1 pseudogene is annotated in these 1,350 nt (G+C 64.9%); it reads left to right on the top strand.

Annotation, left to right across the window (positions count from 1 at the left end):
* Positions 1–199: 199 nt before the first annotated feature.
* A pseudogene (locus VZ95_RS18855) lies at positions 200–1,350 on the top strand (MutS N-terminal domain-containing protein); the annotation flags it as partial.

Genomic DNA, 1,350 nt, shown 5'->3' with positions numbered 1-1,350 from the left:
GGGCCGAGCGGCCCTTAACAATCCGGCGTTTCTTTGACTCCCGGACCTATTGTCGGGATAACAGGGGCTTCTTTACGAAAATAGGATTACCAAGGGGCAAGCCCCTTGGTCAGGGGTGTCGGGGACAGCGTCCCTGACGAAGCCTCGCAACGCGAACGGTGACTTCATGACGCTCACGCCCGATGCCGCGACGACGCCGATGATGGCGCATTATCTTGGCCTGAAGCAGCAGTATCCCGATTGCCTGCTGTTTTACCGCATGGGCGATTTCTATGAGATGTTTTTTGACGATGCGGTGCAGGCGGCGCGGGCGCTCGATATTGCGCTGACGAAACGGGGCAAGCACGGCGGCGATGATATTCCGATGGCCGGCGTGCCGGTGCATGCCGCCGAAGGGTATCTGTCGCGCCTGATTCGGGCCGGGTTTCGGGTGGCGGTCTGCGAGCAGATGGAAGACCCGGCGGAAGCCAAGAAGCGCGGCCCGAAAAGCCCAGTCAAGCGCGACGTGGTGCGCGTAGTGACGCCGGGCACAATCACCGAAGATGGGTTGCTGGACGCGCGCCGGGCCAATTTCCTCACCGCGCTCTGCGACAATGGCGGGCAGGTCGCGCTTGCCGCCATCGATATGACCAGCGGCAGCTTTCAGGTCGGGCTGCTGGGCGATACCGGCAAGCCGGGGCTCGCGGAAGCGACCGCCGCCGCGCTGTTTCGGCTCGATCCGGCGGAAATTTTGCTCCCGGAACGGTTACTGAAAGCCGAACGGCTGTTCGAAGTTTTCGGCGAGTGGAAATCCCGGCTCGCGCCGCTGCCGGGGCCGCGTTTTGATGCGGGCAACGGGCGGAAGCGGCTGGAAGCTTTGTTCGAGGTCGGCACGCTCGAAGGTTTTGGCCGCTTCAGCTTGGCAGAAATCGCCGCTGCCGGGGCCTTGGTCGATTATCTCGACCTCACCCAGCGCGGTCGCCTGCCCCGGCTCGATCCGCCAACGCGGCTGGAAACCGGCGCGACGATGGCGATTGACGCCAGCACTGCCCCGGTCGCTCGAATTGATTCGCACGCAGAACGGCGAGCGCAAAGGCTCACTTCTCGCCACTATCGACCGCACGATCACCCCCGGCGCGCGCGGCTGCTGCACGCACGGCTGGTCGCGCCCTTGACCGACCGGGGCGCGATCGGGGATCGGCTCGACGCCGTCACCTATTTCCATACCTATAGCGATGTGCGGGCCAAACTGCGCGAAGAGTTAAACCGCGCGCCCGATTTGGAGCGCCCGCTGACCCGCCTGACGCTGGGCCGAGGCGGGCCGCGCGATCTTGCCGCGATCCGCGATGGCTTGCGCGCGGCGGAAACCCT

The sequence above is a fragment of the Elstera litoralis genome, from assembly GCF_000963705.1.
Lineage (GTDB): Bacteria > Pseudomonadota > Alphaproteobacteria > Elsterales > Elsteraceae > Elstera > Elstera litoralis.
Note: the sequence above shows the minus strand (reverse complement) of the source record. Positions and strands in the feature narration are given on the sequence as shown.